The sequence below is a fragment of the Ruegeria sp. BG8 genome, from assembly GCF_056538325.1.
Genome location: NZ_JBQFSZ010000004.1, coordinates 48,535 through 68,521, shown reverse-complemented (window position 1 = coordinate 68,521; position 19,987 = coordinate 48,535). Strand labels below are relative to the sequence as shown.

Below are 19,987 nucleotides of genomic sequence, written 5' to 3'. Positions count from 1 at the left end.
GTTAGCTTGAATGATGTGCGTCAAACAAAATGCTAAAAAGTCTCAAGGCTTCTTTCGCCTGTTCTTTTTTCAAGCCTACGGTAATCGGCAAGTATCTTCCGCCGATATCTATGTAGATATGCGGTCCGATCGTTATGTTGCGTGGCACGCCGATTGATACTGGATCGACAATGCCGCCTCCATACTCGCTTAATCCGTAGGACTGGATGTCCGCATAAGCAAAGTGCTGTTTGTTGACTCGCAAAAAGTCGCGCGAAAATACAATGTGAAATTGTCGCGGACGCCATCCTACATGCCAAGTCAACCAAAACACCAATGCTATTAAACCCGTCGCAGTTAGCACGGTAGAATAGTTGGACACTGAGAAGCCGTAGGCGATCAGCGTCATTGGTCCTAAGGATAGAAATGCTCCAACTGTCGTTGCGAACCACGACACCAATGGGTTACGCGCGCGCAGCGTTAGTTTCGTACCGTTGTCGTGTTCCTCCACAAAGAGGTCTGAGCGTTTTGATACTATATCCAATCGCGCACCAACCCGACGGTTTTCCTGTGGTTATAGTTACGCCCAATATGAATCGATATCCAAAGAATTTTGAAACTTGACCACCGCCAACCGACTGAAAGCGAATTCGGTGAGCGCCACAATCAACAATTTGCTGATAGGCTTTAGTTGCGCCATCCCAATCGAGATGATCAGTTGTAAGTACCCGAACGGGATCGCAGAACAGGATCCTTGTTCCAATAACAGGTGTACTCGGCAGGGGTTAAAAGCACTCACTCCAGCTACGGCAACGCTCAGTGGAATCGACACAGTGCATAGGACCGCGAAGGCCAAATGGCGCTCGGGCTCTGAACCTTTCAGCAGTTTGCGTAGTTGGCAGGTTAGCTCGTCAGAAAATCGCTACCACTTTGGCTGTTCTAAACCTAGCAAGGGAACGCTATGTGCTGGTTGGTTTGCAATAAATCTGTGAAAGCCAACGTTAACTCAGCGTAGGTACTTGGATTTCGGAGACCGCGCCTCGATGCTCCTGTCGAACTCGTTTTAGCGTTTTAAGTATCATTGACGAAAAAACTTGTTTACGTTTCGAAGTAAACGGACTTTAGGGCCTTGTTTTGCATCTGGATTTGCCGGAATGGCGACCTGATTGTCCAACTTCAGTCGATAAAGCTCTCACGTAATTTCCGGAGGAAACCAATGGCCAAGAACCCTGTGCTGATCGACAACCACCCCGGGCGAAATTCCCAAGCTTATGGTATTGCGCGTGAACTTGGTACGGATGAGGATTTGATCCACGCACCCTCTATTGGTGTTGTGGGCACCAAGGGCGACAGCCAGTGCTATCTTGGTGTGCAGCCGAAAGTAGAAGCGATTCACGAAGCGCTGCGGAACCAGATCGGCAAGGATGCCGGCAAGATCGCCATGCGCCTGGTCCAACCCGAGTATTCCATCGCAACGTCTGATGGTATTCGCAACGGAACCCGTGAGATGCGGTATTCTCTCATTGGACGCGAAGTGACCAATGACGTGTTTTCCGAGCACCTCTCTGCATCCGGGCTGGGTGGAACGATCGCCGTGGTCGCATGTGACAAACCGCCCGTTGGAACCTTGGCCGCACTGCTCGAGCACAATCAGCCTGCCATCATGATGTCGGACGGTTCCATTCATCCATCAAAGGACCCTGAAACTGGTGAAATGCTGGATATTATCTCGGCTTACCAGGTTGCAGGAAATGAGGACGCCGCTTACCGTAAGCGTATTGCCTGCATTGCTTGTCCGGGTATCGGATCATGTGGTGGAATCTTTACTTACAATACGATGCAAACCTTTATCGGCGTCTTGGGCATGCAACCATTGCATATGGTGGCACCGCCGTCCGACGATCCACGCCGTATGGAAGAGTTCCCATCGCAATTGGTGGGCTACCTTGCAAATCTGATCGAAAATGACACACGTCCGAGGGATATCGTCGGCCGTGACTCGCTGCGCAATGCACTGGCTGTCGCGATGGCGATAGGTGGCTCAACCAATGTTGTTCTACACGCGCCGGAAATCGCGCGCGCAGCGGGATATGCGAATTTCTGGAAGGACATTGTAACACCCGAAGAATTCAACGAATGGTCGCAGAAAGTCGTTCCGGTCCTGACCGACGCGCGCCCCTATGGCCGCTATTCAATGGTGGATATCGACCGTGTCGGTGGTGTGCAGGTGATTGTGAAGGAGTTGATAGACGCCGGTATTGTCAACGGTGATGCCCCGACCTGTACAGGCGAAAGCCTGGCCGAACAGGTCGAACGACTGGGCGCTGCTGCGCCGGATGGAAAAGTGATCTATCCCGTTTCGGCCCCGTTCAAGGAAACGGGAGGGTTGCGCCTGCTGGGCGGAAATCTGTCGCCCGAATTCAGCGCCATCCTCAAGCTGGCCGGCGTGGAGCGTGGCCTCGAGAACAACGTATTCAAAGGCAGGGCGCGGGTCTTCGAAGGTGAGGCGCGTCTACTCGAAATGCTCGATACTCATCCGATGGGGTTCGAAGACAATGACATGATCATTGTCCGATACGAGGGGCCTTCGGGTGCTCCTGGCATGCCAGAGATGCTGGATGCCACTGCGCGGATCACGACGCTGTGTCGTGAGAGGGGGATTACGGTTGCCCTAATGACAGATGCGCGTTTCTCGGGCGGGTCAGTTGGGCTGGTTATCGGTCATGTCGGGCCTGAGGCGGCGCTTGGGGGGCCAATAGCCTTGATCAAAGACGGTGACGAGATCGTTGCTGATCTGAACGTAAACGAACTTAATGCACCGGTCCTGGAAGATTCAGACAACGTCGCCGAACGCCGTGCGCAGTGGGAAGCAGAAGTCGCCGGAAATGGCGGTGTTCATCCAAATTGTGGAGTTGCGGACACCCGTCTTTTGCATCGCATGCGAACGTCTGCTGTACCCGCTGTTCAGGGCGGGGGTATACACTCAGGTCGTGAGTTGTGGCTCAACGCACCGCGGGAGCCGGTGCGCTCTGCATTTTCTCCCACAAATCGCTGGAGGAAATGACATCTCGGCCAGTGGTCTAGCAAATCCTTCAGTTCCACCTCGGCTAGTCTGGACGGTCTAAGGTCGTCACATTATCCGAATAAAGCAGTCACTTGCTAACCCCACGACATATGGCGGGTGGCTGTTTCGGACACAACAGCACAGATGTGCTCAGTAAGTAGCGGGTGCTCGCCATTTCAAACGTCTGCTTCGAGAGGGCGTAGGGTAGAATTAGCGCGCATCTTCCGGTGTCTATTTCGTACCGTTTGCCGGGCCAATATCACAACTGACTCTGCTATACGCCTTGGTTTGATAATGAAGTCGTCGGGTTCACAAAATGCAAAGTTTGTCGGATTGTCCTTGGTGTCGATTAGACCGTCGACAATGAGATACGCGAGATGTAGGCCCTTTGGACCAAGTTGCTTATCCGCCGCACTATTCAGTGTGCGTTGGGCAAATTTCGAAGGGGCAAAAACTGTTGTCTAATTGTTACCCCGAAGTGCTGCGATCGCAACCGATACAATGATTACCCTGGAACCACGTTCGGCCATCTGAGATCCTAGTCGCTTCGCGGTGGTAAAAAGGCCAAGAGCTCCGACGCGCCAACTCTGCTCGAATTCGATGTCCGAAACGCCATCAGGCGTTCAAAACTGTGCAAGGTCTGCGTTGTAGATGACGACATCAATTCCCCTTAGATCGCTCTGAACCACGGAAAGCGCATTTTTGAGTTATCGGGGTTTCCAGCGTCGTACCTGTAGGAACTGATTGAACAATAGGTTTAAACTTCGTCATCGAATGTGGTGCCCGAACGGCTCAGCAGTGCGAGAGTAACCAGCTTGCTTGAAACTCTCAGAATATGCGGCACCTAGGCTAGGGCCAAAACCGACGATGACGCAAACCTCGCCCTCAATGAATCTATATCCTCGCAGAGTTTAGTCTCTTTGCAATAGTAACATAAAACCAGTTGGTTCGTTCTTTGCAGGGAGGCAAAGATCCGCACTGCCCACATCGAGCCGACTAAGAACGCCTCAGCAGTCGACATAACGCGCTGGATATCTGGTTTGGGCCCAAAGGACCAAATTATGCTAAGACTGATTGATCTAATATTTGTTAGGCTCATTGGCGATAACGACATAGTTTGGAATTGATATGGATTGGGACAAGATGGCACGGCCTTAGCTAGAAGCTACGCCGGATTTGGAAACCGTTTTCAATGAAGTATTCGATACTATTTTTTGAAACAGCAGAACTGCGATAGGATGAAGCCGCCCTGGATTTGTAGTGTAGAACGGGTCCTGCTCTGTTCCATGCCGCCAAGTGAGTGGAAAAACACGATCGCTCAGCAGCTTTGGTTACTACCCGCCAAAACCGGCATCTCCGCGCGGACGGTTCAACTCGCCGATACGCTGAATTCCAGTTTGTCCGGCGCGACCCCTTCTCCGTTCACTGGTGTCATGTCTTGCGGACAGGCCGACATCACCGCGATTAGATCGGCTTCGGCCCGCAGCGAAATCCGATCGCCTGCGCGCGCGACCGGAGGTTCAAAGCTGGTGGATCCATCCGCCCTGAGTGGCACATTCATCCAAATGTTGAATGGGGCCGGGATAAGTGGCGTCTTCAGTCCGATGGCGATAAGCGCCATGCGCAGGTTGTCTGCACAATTGTCGTGATAGCCTTCGCATTTCAGTTCGCGATATCTTGCGTGGTCGCAGCATGCGATAACTGTATCGTGCACCCCCGGCGAAGTGTCCGCAGTGATCGTCAACAAAGACCGCCGCTGGTTGCTGACCAAGACGTCGCCGACCTTCGGGAAGATTGATGCAATCGAGGTGTGCAGATGGGGCATCGACAGATGTTCGTGCAGGTCCTTGGCGGCAAAGGCGAAGAAGTCACAAACCTGATGACCGCTTGGATTGATGATATTGAGAGTTTGCCCCCGTGCAAGCCTGACCGCGATACCGCATCGGGCAGGTATCTCGTAGGTGCGTCCCACTTCCGCAGTTCCGTCTGTTGAGATGGCGATATCAAGGCTCTGGTTTGACCCGTGCGGGACCGAAAAATCGGTGCTGCTCACGTCAATCTCCTTTTTTTCGAATGATCGCTTCGATCAACCGCCAAAAGATTTTCGCTGCGGGAAATGAAACACAGTGATGGTTGTCTTGCATTGAAGTTCCGCTCGTCTGTAGCCTTTAATCATTACGAAGAATTCGTGTTCGTCCAATCGCAACTTTTCTAGATTCAGAAAAAAGGCGCAATTATTAGAGCAATAATAATCTAAAAAATTCACAATTTTTGCACTGTAGCGAGGTGCAATTTTGTCACCATGCGTAACTTCCACGAATCTCGTAATGAGCCAAGCAATGCAAGTCGGCATTAATGCCCTAACAGTGGCAAACATACTCACCATGAGCATTGGTAGTTTTAAAGATTTAGCGGCGAAAAAAGAGGTATTCAGCCCGCATTTACTTCATTTTCTACTGTATAAGTTCCAAGGCTAGTGCGGCTTCAAAGATGATTGTGCGAGCGCTATCGCACGCGATTCAAGATGGTCGGTGCAATCAAATGCGGCATTATGTTCTTAAAGTTGAATATGATCTTTGCGACACACAGCAATCGATGTTGGTGCGGACCTGCCGGCCGTCGGATCAACGAAGTTCGGTGTTATTAATCGCCTTGAAGCGATGCCATCCTTGTCTCGCGACACATTTCTATATGATCAGTGGGTTAAGCGTCTTACTTGGACCCTAAAGTGGAGTGGGTCAATAGAGTCATAGATGAGGAGGCACGTCCACCGATGGCGGTTCATCCTTTGCTTGTTTTGACAGAAGTAGCGAACTGATAATCCAACAACGGTTACTGCGCGCACGCCCATGGATACGAAACGTTTTCCAATATTGAAGAAACCTTCAGTAGTGAGCACGATGTCTCCAATCGAGTTGTTTGACAGAACAGGTTGTGAGCGAGTTTAATCCGGTGCGAGCGACGGTTCGCACGGAAAAAAACGTGGATAAGGTCAGTATGGGCTCAAAAATGCGTGTTTGGCTTATGGCCGATAAGTAGCTTTTGGATCAGCAACACCGCTTACAGGGAAGGCGTCTCGCTGGATTTGGTTTTTGAAAATAGACGCATCGCAATTCGGACGCAGGCGAAGCCGATCTGAAACACGACACCGAAGGCAAATACACCGATCGCAAAGACCAACATTTGATCGCCAAGGGTCGAATGTCTTTCGGCCTCGCGAAGGACGACAGCGATGCCTTCATTTACACCTATTGCCACGCCAGCACTGGACGACATAACCAGAACAACGAAAGCGCGGACAAGATTAGGAATGAACAACAGCGCCGCTTCACGCGAACCGCCGCGCAGTTCGACTATGGCGCTCATGCCGTTATCAGCCACATAAGCCGCAACGTAAGGTACCAGCGACAATGCTACGATCAGCTCGGGTGAAAGCACCACGTTGAATTCAAAAACCTGAAATTGCCGGGGGATAATGTTCAACAAAAAAAACATCACGACAAAAGTCGGAGCTGCGCGCATTAAGCCGATGAGCGGATTAACTGCGTGCCTCCAAACACGCCCCATGAGTAGTAAAAGCACGCAGGGTACACCTAAAACCAATCCAAGCGTCAAGGCAATCAACGCGATCTGGAAGTTAACGACCATGCCAGTTAGCAACTCGATTGGATAATCCGAGCTAAGCAAATTCATCAGGTCGGTCATGGTTTGGCCTCCTGCAAACGCACATCAAGCCGTTTGCGCATGACCTCGCAAACCCGGACGACGCAAATCACAACAGCAATATAAAATAGCAAGACCAACGTGTAGGTCGTGGCTCGGCCAGCCGCGAAAGAGGTGATGTCAGTTAAAGCACTGAGAAGCTCAGGTGCGCCGGTGAAACTGGCAATTGGTGTGCCTTTGGCGGCGTTGACCAAAAACGAAAGCAGTTGTGTCAGAGACCGCCTTACAGCCTCGCGGAACAGTGATAAGTCAAAACGGCTGCCATTCTGCCCGTCTCGCCGCAGAGTATCTGCGGCTTCACCGATTGCTTGACCCGCGTTGCAACCGTTCATTAGGCCGAGCGCAACTATTGCAGATCCCAAGGCCACTGCAGGAGAGTATGTGAAAATTGCGTTTGCAACCGCGGCGACTATAACCAGCGTCAGGATCACTGGGGAAGACTGAATGACCGAGATAACGCTCCAGGCCAAAAAACGCGCCAAACGGTTTGGAAACGCGGCAAGAAGACCGATGATCAAGGCAAAGCCAAGCGTTGCGAGCAGCGACCCTATTACAAGAATGAAAGAATTAAATATGCCGGCGGTGAAGAGGTCGAACGCCGGTTGGCTTGTGAGCATTGGCAAGGTCGGGGAAAAACCAAGATTGTCTTCCATCCAATTGCTTGCCGAGTGGACGGTGTCAGCAAAAGCAGTCGGAGGTGGAGTCGCGTCAAGAGCAGGTAGAACGCAGGCAGGGTCTCGCAACGCAGCCACCGTTGAACACTCCGATGTCTGCCAGAGTTTGCTTTGCTCTGCCAAGAATTGTGTAAAAATACCGTTCTTGCGCGCGAGTGCCAGGAACTCACCGTCGCGGTGCATTATCTGACTGATAAGCTCCAACGCCCGGGCCAGATCGTCGCTTTCGGTTTGTGCGACCGCTATTCCCCAAGGCACCGGATCGAAACCGAATTTGGGTTCGAACCGCGCGCCAAAAGATGGTTCCGAAAGATAAGAGGCCAGAAAACTGTCGTCATGCGCCACCAATCGGCAGACTTGTTCATTCAATGCTTCCGGTAAGCGACCAGCATCTTCGAACAACATCAAGCGAACACCTTTTGTGACCAGATGCGCATTCGCGTAGTTTCCGATGGTGGTGCAGACACGGCGTTCGGCAACATCCGACCAAGCTGAAACGTCCGTTTCGCGCGGGCCTACTATGATTGTTTCCGATTGATAATAGTGGGGACGTATGAACCTTGCCTGACTGTCACGACGCGTATTGTGCCCCATGGTCGCGATCACCACGTCAGCGCCGTCTTCTGCCAAAGTAGAAATTCGGGTCGCGGCGCGCACATGTACCCATTCAGGTTGTACGCCAAACCGTTTTGCAATGGCCCGAGCCACATCTGTGTCATAGCCTACCCGGTCGGATCGATCTGCATTGCGCGTGGCGAACAAAGGGTAGTGGCCTCTGACCCCGACGCGCATACGGCCTGAGCACAGTATTCGAACCAGATGATCAACCGTTGGATCGTCGCACGCTGTAGGCAACTTGGCTTGCGCCTCGGCCAATAGTGTGTCGAGGGCTTCATCTGGTGTTTCGGCGCTGGCGGGCGGAGTCATCAAGGCAGAGGCCAGAAGCCAGACGGCCAAAATAATTACAGCCGCACTTTTCACAGAAATTCCCCATCGGCTGGAGATTTGGCAAGCGACAACACAGCCACCTCGCCAAAAGTATGGTTGCCGAAACGAATGATCGATTTCCCGGTTTCCCGCATCAGGACATCGCGGGTCATTAAGTCCAGTTTGGGTTGGGGCAATGGGACGAGAAAGGCGTCGAGAATGCTGAGTGAGAGGCCAAGTGTGAAAGCTTTCTCTTTTGTTTTTTCAAGATCGATGAAAGCATTATGCACAATTATCGCGCGGCCTTGTGGTGCAAGATGAGGCGGCAGACCTTCAAGGAATTGGTCCAGCAGCTGACGACCGCTGGGGCCGCCGGCGCTCCACGACGCTAGACGTCCTTCGAGCGCGGTTTGATCCATTGGAAAGTGAGGAAGGTTAGCCAAAATCAGATCGAACTGCCGAAAATTCAAAGGAATAAAGAGCTGGCCTTGATGAATGTCGTAGGGCACCGAAATTCCCTGTTTTTTCAACAAGTCGATGGTTGCCGCGGCCGCTGCGGGCTCAATATCGACACCTGTCAGCTGTGCTGCACCTATTGCGCCTGCAGCTGCAAGCAGAACTCCGCTGCCGCAACCCACATCAAGAACGCGGGCGCCACTGACTATGTCGCTATTATCTTGAAGACACCTTACCATCGCGGCTGAGTAGTCGCTGGGCCGAAACGGATCCGCCATAGAGGTAACGTGTAGGTTATTCATCGTCGACTTCTCGTATCCAGGCGCGTGAGCCCGTACCGGCTTCGTCCGCTTCCAGCCGTTTCACATGAAAGCTGGCCACCGGATCTTCAGGCCAGCTTTCCAAAACTTGCCGATAGGCTACGAGAGCGGCAGAATGATCTTTTGCGACCAGGGCTTCAAACCCGCGCCGACTTAGACGAGCGACCTCCACAGTTTTCTCTGATGGCTCGAACTTTTCACCGGCCCCATAAGCCCCCAGAAGTTCGTAGATTGTAACAAGAGAGCGTCGTCCCTTTACCTGCAACTCATCAATCGGACGTACGCACAATCGATCACCGGCTTCGCGGAATGTGTCGTGGCTGATGCAGATCTGTGTTCCATAAATCTTGTTACAGTCTTCCAGGCGAGCCGCGATATTTACCCCGTCGCCCAGCACAGTGTAACTCATGCGTTCGCTTGAGCCGACATTGCCAACCAAAACCACGTCGGAGTGTATACCGACCCTTAGGCGCATCTCAGGCTCGTCGGATTTACGCCAATCTTGATTCAAACGCTCCAGATCATGCTGAACAGCCAATGCCGCTACACAGGCATGAAACGCGTGTTCATCCAGAGGTGAAGGCGCCCCCCAGAAGGCCATCACACCATCGCCAACAAACTTGTCGATTGTACCCTTTTCCTCAAGCACACGACGGTTGAACATCCCCAAAAGCGCGGAGACGCGATCCAGCAAATCTCGCGCTGCAATTCGTTCTGCCAAGGTTGAAAACGCTTCGACGTCGCAAAACAAGACAGACAGAAAACGACTTTGCCCGCCCAGTTCAAGCTTTTGGTCTGACTTGAGCAATTGTCGTACCAACTCAACGGGGACAAAACGGGCAAAAGCCTGCACTGCCGTATCCAGCGTCTCGATTGCTGACGAAAGAATTTCAATTTCTCGAACGTGCGAACGAACGACCGCGAGATCCGAAGCCCTGTCTAAGGATTGTATCCGCTTAACCTTGCGCGCCAGCCGCTGGAGAGGGGAGGCGACGAGGCTAGCAATAATCGCAATAACGGTGAGTTGGAAGGCAACGGCGGCCAGGCCAATAATAAGCGTTTTGCGATTGCTCGCGTGAAATTCAGCCGTAAAGTCATCAAGTGGCGTAACAACCATCAGCCGCCAGGGTTTGCCCAGGTTTTCGTGGAACGAGGACAGCGCAACGACGAAATCCCGACCTTCATAAGAAAAATCGTATACTTCCGCTCCTGCCGTTTCATGGCTCTGACCATAGGCTCTGGCTGCAATTCGATTTGTAGCGTCTGCAACATGTGTCAAAGCCACTTGGTTGTTGTCGCTACCAAATTGCGTCAGGCCGTCCGAGGCCGCCAGAACCAGCCCACTATTGTCCAGCATATAACTAACGCTGTTTTCGCTTACGGGGTTTTCGGCCAGGTACTGCGAAAACCGATCCAGTGTAACATCTGCCGCTACAACGCCCAGCAACTCACCGTCTACAGCGTAAGGTTCGGCAACAGTAAATCCTACAAGACCAAAAGCCCAGAAAAGCTCGGGGTCTGTGATGATAACACCACCCGCTTCCGCGGCTTCGTTATACCAAGATCTGCGGCGGGGGTCATAGTCGCTATCGATCCCGACGTCGCCAAGAACGGTTTGTTCTCCATCAAGAAAGATATACCTGTCTAGTATTGGCGGGCCTTTGGACGGTTCGACCAAACGATAAGCATAGAGCGCACCTTCCGGAGGCTTGGTTCCGTGAAACGACGCATCGAGATCATGAATGCGCCTCGCTTGGCGAAACTCTCCATCGTTTGTACCGACGTATATGTTCAACAGCGTTTCGCTGTAGCCCAACATCTCGAATAGATAGACGAGTGCTCTGCTGTCGGTGAACAGGTCCGGAGCTTGTCGACCAAGCTCTGCCGCAGTTGCGACAAGCGATTTCAATGCTTGAAACTCCGAGTTTATTTGTCGGATTGTTTCGTTGCGGAACCTCTCAACAATCTCTGTGGCATGATTTCGGAGTACACGTTCACTCGATTGGTAATTAATCTGAATTATGGCCACCAGAACCGGAACTGTTGTCAGAAAAAAAACAACGAGAATTGTCGCCTTGAGCGGAACTGAAAAGCGCCGTGTAGGTACATTCGACGCTTTGGAAGGCGTGGCATTGGCTGGACTTTCCTGAATGTTTCGCATTGAACCAAGCCCCGGTGGTACTTCAACTGAACATAACACACGCATTGTGCGAAGGTTCCAATAGGAATGTTTGGCTGCAATCGGTCAAACCGCTCTCACACGCACAAAATTTGAGCGCATGCGGTGGAATACACACGTTTGACGCGCTTGCATTACACATAGAGTCCGTAGGGTTAAGGCTCGGGTTAGCAGTGCTTAAACGGCTCACTTGCGACCGCTGATGATGCAGGATTTTAACCGTCTTCAACCGACTTTATTTCGATGCGCCGTTAAGATTTTGTCAGAGGAGCTTGGGTTGAGGAAAGTATATTGTTCTCCCAACCTTAACGCGTTTGAAAAAAACGCCACCCAAATACTTCAATATTAGATCAGGGGTGATTTACGTGGCATTGATGCTGTGCGATCGATTCTCTCGGTTTCTTCGAAATGCACAACACCGATTGCACGAACGCGTAGTTGAGGTGAAGCATCAAACAGTTGGACGTTGGTGGAAAAGTTCAGCCCACCGTCTGCTTCCAACAGCTGAATAAAATTAGTTAAGCAAATTAATGCTTTATCGAAACAGAAATGGCACGGTCATGAGGATTTTTGCGAAGGTGCATGGTAGGAACATTACTTTTGGTGGAACGCAAAGAATGATGCCCAAGTGCAGTGAGAACTCGTTACCAGATGACGAAATATGTGGGCATAATAGAAACTTCTCAGAATATTAATGAAGCTTCATGGTTTTGCGGAAAAGATCGTGAAGGAACGATTCGAGGCCGCTATCAGAAAAATGAGCACGCTCAAAAAAAGAAAGTGTAGATGGATCGAAAGACTCGTTGAGAAGTCTCATCCGTCGTTTCGACGCCTCGAAGGCGACATTCAACTTGCGAGAAATTAGCGCAGTGTACGGCAGTTAGCCACCGCGCGCAGCAACTTCAACTAAAAAGTTCGCCAATCAGTTGTGACGCCTTAAATTGGAAATTTCCTTCCACCAAATCAGCTTTAGCGTGATCCGGCTGCCTCGACCTCAGAAATCCAATCCCAGGTCAATCGTTCGATAGGAATGGGTCAAGGCACCGGACGAGATATAGTCCACGCCTGTTGCAGCTATGGCGGCTACGGTATTTTGGGTCACATTTCCCGATGCCTCGGTCACAAGCCGCCCATCTACAAATTTCAACGCTTTTTCCAATGTGCTTGGCTGCATGTTGTCAAGCAGCACGACATCGGCGCCTCCGACCTCAAGAATCTCAGCCAGTTGGTTTAGGTCATCGACTTCGATCTCGACTTTCATCATGTGAGATGCGCGCGCTTTTGTCACCTCAAGCACAGGGCGAATCCCGCCCGCAGCTGCAATTTGGTTGTCCTTGATCAGGATAGCATCAGACAACGAAAACCGATGGTTGAAACCGCCACCGTGCAGGACGGCTTGTTTTTCCACCAATCGAAGGCCGGGGGTTGTCTTACGCGTACAGGTTATGCGCGCATTGGTGCCCCTTGTTTCGGCAACAAGCGCCGCGGTTGCAGTAGCTACACCGCAGAGACGACCGGCAAAGTTCAGCGCCACACGTTCGGCGGATAGGATTGAGGCAGCGCGACCCGTGATCTGCATCAGGGTGTCGCCCTTGCTGCAACGTTCACCGTCTGTGCGCAATGGCTGGATTTTGAGTGTTGGATCAACCAACCGAAAGGCCAGCGCGGCAACCTGCATTCCGGACACGAGGGCCTCTTCCCGCGCATTCAGGCATGCAGTGCATGTCGTTTCAGGCGGGATAACTGTCAGAGACGTAACATCACCGTTTGCCCCAAAATCTTCCATAAGCGCAGCGCGGACCAGCGGTTCGAGGATCATGTCGGGCAGGGAATAGGGAGAAGGCATGCGGTTTCCTTTGCAACAGTTTCGCGCAGGGCCATAGCGTCGCGCAGCGTCATGATTGAACGTTGTCCTTGTTTCGCCGCTGCCTGTGGAAAATCAGATCTGTAATGAGCGCCTCGGCTTTCCCGTCGCAGCAAGGCGGCAGCAGCGATCAGAGTTGCAGTTGCCGTCATGTTCAGAAAGGTCTGTGATTGCAATTGTTGCGCTTCGATTTTGGCGATCTTCTGCAAAGCAAGAACCAGACCGGATTCGTCACGTACAACGCCGACCAGATCGGTCATCAGTGCACGTAGCTGTGCCTCGACACACGGATCAATACGCTGCCCGCCAGTTTCAAGAGGCAAGTCCACAGGCTCGGCTGGTTGGGCGGTCTTACTGTCCGCGATATCGCGGGCGCAGGCGCGGGCGAAAACGAGCGCCTCGAGCAATCCGTTAGAGGCCAGCCGGTTGGCGCCGTGCAATCCGGTCGAGGCAGCTTCGCCACAGACCCAAAGCCGCTTCAAACTGCTGCGTCCGTTCATGTCCACTGCTACCCCGCCCATGTGGTAATGCGCGGATGCCGTTACCGGGATAGGGTTCTTGGTCGGGTCAAGACCATTGCGCAAACACGCTTCGGTGACAGCCGGGAACTGCGTGGCAATCAAATCTCCAATGGCTTTGCGCGTGTCCAATGCCGGCCGATTACCGGATTGGGTATGTTGGAACACGGCCCGGGCGACGATATCTCTGGGTGCCAGTTCTGCGTCTGGATGAAGGTCAGGCTTAAAGCGGTAGCCATTGCGATCGACAAGCACCGCTGCTTCGCCACGCAATGCTTCGGTGGCCAGTGGGGTTGGATCTTCGCCGACATCAATGGCGGTTGGATGAAATTGAACGAACTCGGCATCCGCAATTTCGGCCCCCGCGCGCGCGGCCATACCGACACCCAGCCCCCGAATTCGGGCCGGGTTGGTCGTTTGTGCATAAAGCCCGGCCGAACCACCTGTGGCCAGAACATATGCTGAACCGCGCAACACTATTGGTGATGCGTTCGGCGCATTTGTGGGAACAATACAAACACCACTTACCCCAAATCCGTCGCTATCCAGCGCAATGGCAAGTGCGCCTTCGATGATCTGGACAGAAGGGGTCTGCCGGAGTTCTTGGATCAATGCCCGCATGATCTCGGCCCCGGCTTGATCGCCTTTAACTCGAACGACCCGGGCGGCCGAATGCGCAGCCTCTTGCGACTGCACAAAACCTCCGTCCGGGGTGCGGTCAAAACCGGTGCCCAAGTCGGACAGATCCAGAAAGTGGTCCGGTGCGGCGCGCGTTACGAAATCTGCCACTTCGCGTAAAACGGCACCTGCACCTGCACGCATAGTATCTTCTGCGTGCGCTTCGGGGCTATCGAGGGCGCTCATCGCGGCAGCGACACCGCCTTGTGCCCAGGACGAACTAGCACCTGCACCCAATGGCTCGGGTGAGATCATTACAACGTGATGAGGGGCCAGTTTCAGCGCGGCGTACACAGCGGCAAGCCCGGCACCTATGATTACCACCCGGGTGGTTTCAACCTCGTTCATTCGACCGGCTAAATACCCAATTGACGCGAGAGGTCGATCATGCGCTGCACGGCCAGTCGAGCTTTTTCGGCCACATGTTCGTCGACCTCAACCTGACCCGTCATAGTGTCCAGCGCATACAGCACTTTTTCCAGAGTGATCTTTTTCATGTAGTGGCACATGTTGCAGGGACCTACGAATTCGACCTCGGGCAGTTCATCGGTGATATTGGATGCCATAGAACATTCGGTAATCAGCAGTGCCTTTTCTGGCTTTTCGTCGGTGACGTATTTGATGATTCCGCTGGTTGATCCAGAAAAGTCAGCCTCAGCGACTACGTCCGGCGGGCACTCTGGGTGCGCGATAAGACGTGTTCCGGGGTTCCGTTCGCGGAATTCTCGCAAATCGTTTGCGCTGTATTGTTCGTGAACGACGCACGAACCTTCCCACCAGACCACTTTCTTTTGCGGAACATCCCGTGCCACGTTTTGTGCAAGGTATTGGTCTGGCGTCATAATGATGGTGTCACTGTCCAATGCAGCGACGATCTGGGCGGCATTGGAAGACGTACAGCATATGTCCGAGGCCGCTTTGACCTCTGCCGTCGTATTGACGTAGGAAACAACTGGCGCCCCTGGGTATCGGCGGCGCATTTCGGCAATGCCCTCGGCGGTAATGGATTCAGCCAGAGAGCAGCCGGCCTGCATATCCGGCATGAGAACAGTCTTTTCGGGGCTGAGGATCTTGGACGTCTCAGCCATGAAATGAACACCGCATTGCACAATAACGTCTGCTTTGACTTCGGTTGCTTTGATGGCCAGTTGCAAGCTGTCGCCGCCGAAGTCAGAGATGCCGTGGTATATCTCGGGCGTCATGTAGTTATGGCCAAGAATAACGGCATTGCGCGTGGTTTTCAGGTCGTTGATTGCCTTTACGTAAGGAGCAAAAACCATCCGGTCCGCCGGAGACACAACGCGAGATATGCGCGCCTAGATATCCGACATATCGGCGGCCAGTTCTGCCGAGGGTTTGAGGTCGTATTTTTCGGAAAGGTGTGCGCGTTGCGCGGGTAGGTCGAACACGGGTCTGTATATCTGCCTCTTGTACACTCGCGCTATTGAATATGAGGTTTGCGCTTTTAAGGCCACTGCGCTTGTTGGAAGAATGTTCCAAATTTTCCGCCTGATTGGAATGATCCTATTTTTATGGAATGTCGCGCCCAATTCAGATCAGTTTTTGTGAATTGGTTCCAAATTCGCTTTAATCTACGGTTTGACAAAAGAATGGCGTATTGCTGCCACATCGTATCGGCAAGAACGGATCAAACGTGAGGCTTGGACACCGTTTGAGCCTGGCAAAAGGGATGTGTCGCATCGGTAACTACGAATTGAAAACTCGCACAAGCCGATTAGCGACGAACTATTGTTGAGATATCAAGGGCAGCGACCCAAAACGAAAGAAAAACCAAAGCGACGTGTTCCGGAAAAGGCGAGTAAATCGCACAAAATCGAGCAGGACAGATCGCGTTCGGAGGTTAAATGTTACTGTCAGTCGTCGTTCCGTGCATGAACGAAGAGGCATCTCTTCCTATGCTTGTCGAGCGTCTTGTTGCAGCTACTGAATCTTGGGCAGATGATACGGAAATCTTGCTGGTTGACGATGGATCAACCGACGAGACCTGGCGCGGTATCTGTGCGCAAAGTGCGCAACACCCTCGTGTGCGTGGTATAAAGCTATCCAGCAACCGAGGTCACCAAGTGGCGTTGACTGCTGGGTTGATGGCCGCGCGCGGTGATCGCATTTTCATGTTGGACGCAGATCTACAAGATCCGCCAGAGCTGCTATCAGACATGATGGCAATGATGGATCGCGGCTATGACGTGGTTTACGGGCGCCGCAGTGAACGGAAAGGCGAAAGCTGGTTCAAAAAGCTGACGGCGCATGGGTTTTATCGCATTCTCAACCGTTTGTCGGATGTTCCTATTCCAAATGACACGGGCGATTTCCGCCTTGTCAGCCGTCGTGTGCTGGACGCGGTGCTTGATATGCCAGAGCGCGCGCGATTCATTCGTGGGATGTTTGCGTGGGCAGGTTTTAAGCAAATCGGGATCGAGTATGTGCGTGACCCGCGCATGGCTGGCGAAACCAAGTATCCATTGTCCAAGATGGTCAAGCTTGCTTTTGATGCGTTGTCGAGCTTTTCGATCAAGCCTTTGCAGGTAGCGACGCGGCTGGCATTCTTGACCCTGGTCATCGCGGCCCTCATGGCAATCTACGTTTTCTGGTCCCTTATCCTGTACAGTACGGTCGCTGGTTGGGCGTCGACCGTTCTTGTCATCAGTTTCTTCTCGGGCATCCAACTGCTGACTTTGGGGATTATCGGCGAGTATCTTGGGCGTCTTTACATCGAAGCCAAGGGCCGTCCGTTGTTCTTTGTGGACGAACAAGTCGGTGACCCGCTGGAAGAGCTGCCCGAAGACATGAGCAAACGCGCATGAGCGAACGCCGCCGCATATTCCGGTTCGCCGTGGTCGGCACAGTTGTCGCGGGGTATTACTTCGTGGCTTACCTAGGGTTGTTGCAGCTGTTCGGTTCAGCCTGGATTGCGAATTTTCTGGCCTTTGGTTCTGCGATCCTGATCCAGTACATTGGCCAAACCGCTTGGACATTTGGCAAAACACTGGTTGCACCGGGCCAATTCGGGCGGTTTCTGTGCATGATCGGTATCGGCCTTATCGTATCCTCGATCATTACTGCCATTGCAGGTCCAAAACTTGGGCTAAACGAGCCACTTACGGCCGCCTTGGTCGTGGTTGTTCTTCCCGTCATCAATTTCGTGATCCTGCGCCTTTGGGTCTATCGCGAAGAAAATTCCATTTAGAGAGTGATCATGTCGCATATCTATTCCAACGAGTTTTTCGACTACATCGATCGCGGCGCGCGGCAGTCTGCGGTTAAACTGATCGGAAGTTTGCAAAAATGGGTCACCCCCGACAGCGTCGTTGATTTCGGGTGTGGCCGCGGCGTCTGGTTGTCCGAATGGATCGCCGCCGGTTGCAAGGACGTCGCCGGCGTGGATGGCGACTATGTCGATCGCGACCGTCTGGCGATCCCGCGTGAGTCCTTTTTCGGTGAGGACTTGAGTAAACCGGTTGAGCTGGGCCGCAAGTTTGGCTTGGCACAATCCTTGGAAGTGGGCGAGCATCTTCCAAACTCAGCTTCGCCCAGTTTAGTTCAGAGTTTAACGACCCACAGCGATCTGGTTCTGTTCTCGGCCGCGGTCCCAGGGCAGGGCGGAGAATTCCATGTAAACGAACAGCCGCTATCTTTTTGGCAAGGTCTTTTCGAGGAACAAGGCTACACAGCCTACGACTGTCTGAGGCCGATCTTGTTCAACGATGCATCCATCGAGCCTTGGTACCGGTACAACAGTGTCCTCTATGCCAACGAAGCAGGGGCTCAGGGTTTGCCGTCGGAGGTCTTGCAAACCAAGGTCGGGTCGGGCGCGTTGAAAGAGGTTGGCAGTCTCGGCTGGAAGCTTCGTAAAATGATTGTTCGTCGTTTACCCCAAAAGACGGTAACGCAGATTGCCCAAGCGCGCGCATCGGTCATTGCGCGCTCTCACCGGAGCAAATGATGCAATCAGGTTCGTTAGGGCGGGACGTCGCCCGCTTTTCTTTGCTTGGCCTCTGCGCGTTGTTGATTGTTTACGCGCCGTTGCTCATGGATCCACTGGTCCGTCACGACGATTTCCCAGCCTTGTTGGGAACACGCGACATGGCATATCGGAAAGCACTGGACGAAGGCCGCTGGCTAAATTACTGGTGGCAATTTCGCCCTATAATCTGGTCTTCACCTGTAAGCTTTGCGTTGTATCTTATTGGTTGGTCTATATTTTCGGCGTGCACCTCTGTTGTCGCGTTCGGATTAGAGGCACCCCGTTGGTACAAGGGCTTTTTTGCCCTGTTCGTGGCTCTTTCTCTGCCGGCCTTCATGATCGGTTTCTGGTTCAACACCCTTCTTCCAGGTGTTTGGGTCATTGCCCTTTATGCTCTGGCAGTTGTGTTTCTTCCGCATCGTGCCGCATTGGCATTGCTGTTGGTTGCTGTGCCACTTTCTTTCATGGCGTACACAACCTATCCGTTTCTACTAATGACCTTGGTGCTTTTGTCGCACAAGGCGCCTAAAACATACAAAAGCATTGCGATCACACTGGTTGTTTTCTTCGCAGGCCTCGGTATTGCTGTACTTTCAGTATATTCCTTAAATTACTTACATCATGGAGTTTTTGGCATTCCGATCGCTGAGTGGCGGTCGCCGTCAGAGGTTGAAACTCTGGCGGATTTGGTCGAAAATCTAGGGAAACTGCAAGTATACCTGCAAAGTACCGTTCGACAGTTCGGAGGTGGCACACCCGGAAGCGGAGCCGTTCTTCTTCTAATCGTCGCGTTGGCTTGGGCTGGTCTATACAAGGCAGACCGATTTACAGCGATGACGGTTGTGATTGCAGCTGTTGTCGGTTTGGGGCCTTTGCTTGGAAAATCCTTGATGTCTGGTGTTTTGGTGCCGGTGCGGGCCTTCGGCTGGATTTGGATTCTGTTTGGGTTCACTCTTACAGCGGTGACACTGCACATTTCCAAGACGCCAGGTAGGTGGGCAAGTATTGCCAGAATTACAATACTTTATGTGTTGTTGATAAAAATGATCCTCTTTGGACGTTCCACATACTTTCGCATTCCAGAATGGCAAAACACCACGCGTGAACTCGCGGCGTCCATACCGGCAGAAACCGAAGAGGTTTACATCTATGGCCACTATCTGGGGCTGAACGGTGCGGGTCCCGCTGGGATTCAATTTCCCCGAGGTCTTCGCTTGCGGCTGACCTATCTGAATGGTGTGAAAGCTATTATGTGCGACGAAACACCAAAGGACTGCGAAGACTTGAATCCCCCGTTTGACTCAGGTGGATGGACCTATGCTCCGATTATCGAGACGGAAGGCAAGACCACCTATATTTTGCTACCTGATCCTCCGGTCGGACCTTGAATTAGGGACAATCGGGCATGCGCGCGACACGTCCATTAAATTAATGGCCGTGTTTACGTGTGTTTTGTCAATTTGAGCGTCGGGTCCTTAGTTAAGGCGGACGCGTTGAAGAAATTTTTGACCGAACGCAATTTTTGAGCCGAAAAGTAATTTGTAACGGTTTCAAGAAGGTTTTATGAACTCATTTCGATTTGGTACTTTGCGAAACATGTGAATTGACCGGGTTCAGGTC

At 52.4% G+C, this 19,987-nt stretch carries 13 protein-coding genes and 1 pseudogene; 5 read left to right on the top strand and 9 right to left on the bottom strand.

Translation table 11 applies throughout. The features are described 5' to 3' along the window. Window position 1 precedes the first annotated feature (1 nt). The gene (locus tag ACR0DG_RS09940) at window positions 2-388 is read right to left on the bottom strand and encodes a hypothetical protein (protein ID WP_480697400.1); all 387 of its coding nucleotides are present in this window, start codon (window positions 386-388) and stop codon (window positions 2-4) included. A gap of 807 nt (window positions 389-1,195) precedes the next feature. On the opposite strand from ACR0DG_RS09940, the gene ACR0DG_RS09935 reads away from it, so the two are divergent. After that, window positions 1,196-3,043, top strand: coding sequence for a dihydroxy-acid dehydratase domain-containing protein (locus ACR0DG_RS09935; protein WP_480697398.1), 1,848 nt, complete (start codon window positions 1,196-1,198; stop codon window positions 3,041-3,043). Window positions 3,044-4,412: 1,369 nt separating this feature from the next. Here ACR0DG_RS09935 and ACR0DG_RS09930 read toward each other — a convergent pair. The 8 genes and pseudogenes from ACR0DG_RS09930 to nadA form a co-directional block, all read right to left on the bottom strand. Further along, complete coding sequence (locus ACR0DG_RS09930; protein WP_480697396.1) at window positions 4,413-5,096, bottom strand: DUF1989 domain-containing protein; 684 nt, start codon at window positions 5,094-5,096, stop codon at window positions 4,413-4,415. A 1,007-nt stretch (window positions 5,097-6,103) separates the two neighbouring features. Further along, window positions 6,104-6,748, bottom strand: coding sequence for an ABC transporter permease (locus ACR0DG_RS09925; protein WP_480697394.1), 645 nt, complete (start codon window positions 6,746-6,748; stop codon window positions 6,104-6,106). Further along, window positions 6,745-8,367 (bottom strand): transporter substrate-binding domain-containing protein, encoded by a 1,623-nt coding sequence (locus ACR0DG_RS09920; RefSeq protein WP_480707130.1) that lies wholly within the window; start codon window positions 8,365-8,367, stop codon window positions 6,745-6,747. The genes ACR0DG_RS09925 and ACR0DG_RS09920 overlap by 4 nt, the downstream gene beginning before the upstream one ends. Window positions 8,368-8,417: 50 nt before the next feature. Next, entirely contained in the window at window positions 8,418-9,101 is a 684-nt protein-coding gene (locus ACR0DG_RS09915) for a 50S ribosomal protein L11 methyltransferase (protein WP_480707129.1), read from the bottom strand. 16 nt (window positions 9,102-9,117) lie between these two features. Further along, on the bottom strand, window positions 9,118-11,052 hold the full coding sequence (locus tag ACR0DG_RS09910) for an adenylate/guanylate cyclase domain-containing protein (RefSeq protein ID WP_480697391.1): 1,935 nt from the start codon (window positions 11,050-11,052) through the stop codon (window positions 9,118-9,120). Window positions 11,053-12,316: 1,264 nt separating this feature from the next. After that, the gene (nadC, locus tag ACR0DG_RS09905) at window positions 12,317-13,168 is read right to left on the bottom strand and encodes a carboxylating nicotinate-nucleotide diphosphorylase (protein WP_480697390.1); all 852 of its coding nucleotides are present in this window, start codon (window positions 13,166-13,168) and stop codon (window positions 12,317-12,319) included. Then, window positions 13,138-14,730, bottom strand: coding sequence for an L-aspartate oxidase (locus ACR0DG_RS09900; RefSeq protein ID WP_480697388.1), 1,593 nt, complete (start codon window positions 14,728-14,730; stop codon window positions 13,138-13,140). Before ACR0DG_RS09900 ends, nadC begins: the two co-directional genes overlap by 31 nt. 8 nt (window positions 14,731-14,738) lie before the next feature. Next, window positions 14,739-15,791: pseudogene (gene nadA, locus ACR0DG_RS09895) on the bottom strand (quinolinate synthase NadA). A 456-nt stretch (window positions 15,792-16,247) separates the two neighbouring features. Between nadA and ACR0DG_RS09890 the strand changes: the two are divergent. From ACR0DG_RS09890 to ACR0DG_RS09875, 4 genes are read left to right on the top strand one after another with little or no spacing between them, the layout of a single operon-like run. Beyond that, window positions 16,248-17,207, top strand: coding sequence for a glycosyltransferase family 2 protein (locus ACR0DG_RS09890; protein ID WP_480697386.1), 960 nt, complete (start codon window positions 16,248-16,250; stop codon window positions 17,205-17,207). Continuing rightward, on the top strand, window positions 17,204-17,590 hold the full coding sequence (locus ACR0DG_RS09885; RefSeq protein WP_480697384.1) for a GtrA family protein: 387 nt from the start codon (window positions 17,204-17,206) through the stop codon (window positions 17,588-17,590). Before ACR0DG_RS09890 ends, ACR0DG_RS09885 begins: the two co-directional genes overlap by 4 nt. A gap of 9 nt (window positions 17,591-17,599) precedes the next feature. Further along, complete coding sequence (locus ACR0DG_RS09880; protein WP_480697382.1) at window positions 17,600-18,346, top strand: methyltransferase domain-containing protein; 747 nt, start codon at window positions 17,600-17,602, stop codon at window positions 18,344-18,346. Beyond that, entirely contained in the window at window positions 18,346-19,755 is a 1,410-nt protein-coding gene (locus tag ACR0DG_RS09875) for a hypothetical protein (RefSeq protein ID WP_480707127.1), read from the top strand. Before ACR0DG_RS09880 ends, ACR0DG_RS09875 begins: the two co-directional genes overlap by 1 nt. Window positions 19,756-19,987: the final 232 nt, after the last annotated feature.